Raw genomic sequence first — 4,234 nt, forward strand, 5'->3', positions numbered from 1 at the left:
TCGTGTATTCCTGCTTCGGTATCTTCTTCATCATCTTCCTCTCAATAGTAACGTTAATTGTACGTCACCCTTGGAAGACTATTTTTCGGGGGAAGCTCACTCATAAACTACTCCCAAGTTAGCACAATAAAGTTATAGAAAAAATTGCGAATATATTTTCGCCTCTGAAGATAAGGTATGAATTTTTTTTATTACTCTCTTGGATAATCTCCCATTTAAAAGTTTTTCTATTAAGGAAGCTCTGATTAAGTCATTTATTACAGTTTTGTCGATAAAGCTATCGGTAAAGCAGTCATTATAGGCATTAGTGTGCGATTCGTAGCTGAAATTTTTAGCAGATTGCATAGTATTCTGTCCTGTGCATGGCGAATTACTAATTCTCGTCAAAAATCAATCCCGTTACCAGCCTTGTAATTATCTCGGACAAGCGTAATATCGAGATCAATGAGAACTGTCCTTTTACTTGTTGTGCATTTTCTTACCACACTCGTGAAGCTGGTGGGGCCGGGTGGTGCACGGGCCATCGTGGCAGATACGTATTGCGCTGCAATCTCAGATAGAGGTTTTGCATTAAAACTGGTTGCAAAACGATTACATTTTTCAGAAAAGAAAAAGGGGTTAGCATTTAACTAACCTGTGCTGGGCAAGGCGAATATCAACGAGTACCGGTGGAAATCACATTGCCGAGATTTCATACACCGATGGCAGCGTGAATTGTAATTCGCCACCTACAGGTTGTTTCTATCTTGCTGGGCTATCAAGGAAAGATGCTATGAAACCATTTGCTGTGATTCTGGTGGGTATCTCGATACTCATTCAGAAAAGTCCCACGGCAATGTCACAGGAGCCTTCCGCTTTTAAAAACATGACTTGCTACATTACATCAGCGGAAACGAATGGCTGCACAGGGATACCAACGCTGCAGTCCGGGGTATTGGCTATTGCCAAAGAGGGCACTTTTACACTGAAGGCCCAATACCATGGCTGTTTCATGGTTGAGCAGGTAACAAAATCAGGGAGATTTCAGCTATTCCGTTTTACCGAGACCATGAGCCTTGAACTGCTGACTACCAAGACAACAGGGATAAAAGATGCGGTAGCGGATTTTCCGAGAACGCTGGGGTTTGCAAATTTAAATTACGACAGGCTGGATGGATATTTTGTGGATATATCGGCTGTGATTCGTGGGTATGGACGCCATACAGAAATGATTACTACCTCGAAACTGCAATGCGAATGAATGAATGACACAAAAAAACGCTATCCTCTTACGGGCTCGTAAAAATGTTGTAGCGGCTAATTAGTAAAGGTTATTGTAGAAGAATACAGGACGGTTAATTTTTTTATTGCTCAAAAAGGAGTCCATAGTATGTCAAACCATAAAGAAACTTTTGAAGGTTGCACTATTGAAATAAAAGACGACATCAACTTGTCAATTAATGGAAAGGAAATTGATTATAAACATGATAGGTCAAAAAATAAGTTTTCTTCGAAATATCTGCCCTATACCCAATATGATTCGTTATTGGAGTTGGCAAGAGCAATCGCTAAGCATACCGTCGAATTTTCCCATGTACAAGAATAATCCAAACAACACAGACTGAGAGAAGGAGGAAATTCTCATGGCTATCAGAAAAGATGCAAATACCTTGACTGCTGCTGAACGGGCAGAATTCGTTGCCGCCATTCGAGCTTTAAAAGCCGAAGGCATCTATGACCAATTTGTTCTCAGGCATGCAAACGCCAATATGGGCGACATTCATCGATGTTCTGCCTTCCTGCCTTGGCACCGCCGTTTTATTTTTGATCTCGAGCTAGAACTTCAGCGTGTCTCAGGCAACCCAAATCTCGGGATACCCTACTGGAACTGGCCATCGGGAGGAGCGAATGCCTCCATGTGGAATGACGACTTGCTCGGGGGAAATGGGGATGCCGGTGGAGTCGTCCGCACCGGGCCATTCCGGTCTGGCCAATGGACCGTCATCAATTCCAGCGGGGTACCGGCCGGCCCGCTGATGCGCGAGTTTGGGCAGAACGGGCTGCCTACCTTGCCTACGCAAGCTGAAATCAATCAAGTCATGGCTGTCACGCCCTATGACGTACCTTCATGGAACATGAACAGCAATCCAAGCTTCCGTAATCAATTGGAAGGCTGGATTGGCCCCAACCTCCACAATCGTGGTCATGTCTGGGTCGGTGGTTCTATGTTGCCGATGACGTCGCCGAATGATCCGGTGTTCTTCATGAATCATTGCATGGTCGATAAGATTTGGCATGAATGGCAATTACGCTTCCCGAATCAGGGTTACCTGCCAACAAACGGCGGTCCTTTTGGACAAAACCTGACCGATCCAATGGGTAGCACCCCTTCAGGGCAGGTCGGGTCGCGTCCTATCGATGTTCTTGACAGCGCAGCCTTGGGTATTGTTTATGACGGCGTAGCCCCTCAGCCTCAGCCTGAGCCACTCCTCATTGTTGTTGGAGCCAATCCAACGCAGGCTGATATCGCAACACCGGGAGAAACTGACGTTTTCCGCTTCGAAATCCCGGCCTTCGGTCCTCATACGATGTTCACCACCGGATCATCCGATACGTTCATGACGCTCTTTGGCCCCAATGATCCGAATATCGAAGTGACATCAGACGATGATGCGGGCGAAAATCTTAATACGCAAATCACACGGAATCTCTCGGCAGGCACCTACTATCTGCGTATTCGTCTATATAGTCCGAGCACAACAGGAAATTATGCGGTTGCCGTGCGCTCTGATGGCATCAGTCCCAGCCCCATCCTCGAGCTTAGGGTAAATGGCGCGAGTATCAATGCGGCTATTTCCGCAGCCAATGAAAGCGATGTGTACCGGTTTAATATAACAACTGATGCTATCTACACCATTGAGACGAGCGGAACTACTGATACCTTTATGACCTTGCACGGTCCGAACAGCCAGATACCAGAAATTGACAGAAATGACGATGGCGGAGTTTCCTTAAATGCGCGCATCCGCCGTCAGCTCTCGCCCGGTGAGTATTTCGCGCGGGTGAGACACTACTCGCCTAGCGGGACAGGATCCTATTCCATTCGGGTAATCCAAGGATGATACAAAGGACAGAAGGATACTTTGGGAGCTCTGGATTGCAGAAAATTACGTAATTGGTGTCAATCTCTCAAGTATCCTCACACGACAAAAAGGATCCTGATTAGAAAGATTCTTCAGCTTGCCGGAGCCAACGTGCCAGTCAGGCCAGGAGTACTGTGTCAACGCCCACGGTTTCAGCCTGCACGCCGGGGTACGTTGCGCCATGAATCAGCGTAACAAGCTGGAACGTTTGTGCCGCTACATTACCCGGCCGGCGATTGCCGATGAACGCTTGGCACGCAATAAGGATGGACAAATAGTGTTAACGCTGAAGACGCCTTATCGGGATGGCACGACCCACATTGCCCTGTCGCCACTGGAATTCATGCAACGGTTGGCTGCGTTGGTTCCCCGGCCAAGGCCCAACCTTATTCGTTTCCATGGTGTGCTTGCGCCGAATGCGCAAACTGCGCGCTGAGATTATTCCTGGCAGCAAGAAAAACAAAAGTAATGCATCAAATGTGAGTGATGCTGTGCCGCCATCCTCGGCTTCCGTGCGTATCAGTTGGGCGCGTTTGCTCAAGCGGGTGTTTGATATCGACATCGACATCGAACATTGCCCGCATTGCGGCGGAGCCCTGAAAATCATCGCCGCCATCTTGGAGAAAGCCGCAATCACTAAAATTCTTGATCATCTCGGTCTACCTGCCCGGGCACCGCCTAGAGCGCATGCACAAATCTTTGATCCTTTCGAGCCATCCTGATCCTGTGCATGGCGAATTGCTAATTCTCGCCAAAAATCAATTCCGTTACCAGCCTTGTAATTATCTCGGACACGCGTAATATCGAGATCAATGAGAACTGTCCTTTTACTCCTGCTTAAGAAATAAGTGGGATGTATAGATTAGTTAGTCAAAATTCACCGCGCATCATCATTCAGTCACCATTCAGCTCAGAAGTCGCACAATGAAACCGAAATACCAAAAAAGATTTGGTATTTACTGCGTTATAGACGCGAGGTTTATTGTGGAGGTATATTATGAATGCCAAAAAAATTCTTACCATTTTTTCCGTACTTGGAATTCTTTTTCTTGGTGGATGTATGGCTACTCCATATTATGGAGGAACGGGATATTATGGGAGTGCTACATACG

At 46.6% G+C, this 4,234-nt stretch carries 6 protein-coding genes; all 6 read left to right on the forward strand.

Annotated features, from left to right (window positions below; all coding sequences use genetic code 11):
- Window positions 1–444 precede the first annotated feature (444 nt).
- The 6 genes from ACH10T_RS08155 (at window position 445) to ACH10T_RS08180 (ending at window position 3,844) form a co-directional block, all read left to right on the forward strand.
- Window positions 445–633 carry a hypothetical protein gene (locus tag ACH10T_RS08155; protein ID WP_394808809.1) on the forward strand — a complete coding sequence of 63 codons (189 nt, stop codon included), beginning with the start codon at window positions 445–447 and terminating at the stop codon, window positions 631–633.
- 139 nt (window positions 634–772) lie between these two features.
- Window positions 773–1,240 (forward strand): hypothetical protein, encoded by a 468-nt coding sequence (locus ACH10T_RS08160; protein WP_394808810.1) that lies wholly within the window; start codon window positions 773–775, stop codon window positions 1,238–1,240.
- Between the two features lie 129 nt (window positions 1,241–1,369).
- A complete protein-coding gene (locus ACH10T_RS08165) occupies window positions 1,370–1,585 on the forward strand; it encodes a hypothetical protein (protein WP_394808811.1) in 216 nt (71 codons plus the stop codon).
- 37 nt (window positions 1,586–1,622) lie between these two features.
- Window positions 1,623–3,101: a tyrosinase family protein gene (locus tag ACH10T_RS08170; protein WP_394808812.1), complete on the forward strand. Its 1,479-nt coding sequence runs from the start codon at window positions 1,623–1,625 to the stop codon at window positions 3,099–3,101.
- 202 nt (window positions 3,102–3,303) lie between these two features.
- Complete coding sequence (locus tag ACH10T_RS08175; protein ID WP_394808813.1) at window positions 3,304–3,558, forward strand: transposase; 255 nt, start codon at window positions 3,304–3,306, stop codon at window positions 3,556–3,558.
- A complete protein-coding gene (locus ACH10T_RS08180; RefSeq protein WP_394808814.1) occupies window positions 3,539–3,844 on the forward strand; it encodes a hypothetical protein in 306 nt (101 codons plus the stop codon). Before ACH10T_RS08175 ends, ACH10T_RS08180 begins: the two co-directional genes overlap by 20 nt.
- Window positions 3,845–4,234: the final 390 nt, after the last annotated feature.

Source organism: Nitrosomonas sp., assembly GCF_043753625.1.
Taxonomy (GTDB): domain Bacteria; phylum Pseudomonadota; class Gammaproteobacteria; order Burkholderiales; family Nitrosomonadaceae; genus Nitrosomonas.